The following is a 244-nucleotide window of genomic DNA, read 5'->3' on the forward strand; positions in this document are numbered from 1 at the left end:
CCGAGGCCCAGAGCGCGGCGGCGCCGTCCGGGTCGAGCCGGGCGAGCGGCTCGGGGTCACCGGCGTCGAACGCGGCGGCGACGACGGCGTCGAACGCCTCGGCCCGGCCGTCGAACCCGCCGGGGGCCTTCGCGGTGTGCTTGGCCGCGCCGTCACCGACGACGAGCAGCCCCACCCCCTCACCGGCCAGCTCCGCGCCCAGCGCCAGGCAGTCCGCGACCGGGGCGTCCGGTGCGACGAGCTC

The 244-nt window shown here is 79.9% G+C and carries 1 pseudogene; it reads right to left on the reverse strand.

The features are described from left to right. A pseudogene (locus FVA95_RS31330) lies at positions 1-244 on the reverse strand (hypothetical protein); the annotation flags it as partial.

The organism is Pseudonocardia sp. EV170527-09, assembly GCF_008369905.1.
Lineage (GTDB): Bacteria > Actinomycetota > Actinomycetes > Mycobacteriales > Pseudonocardiaceae > Pseudonocardia.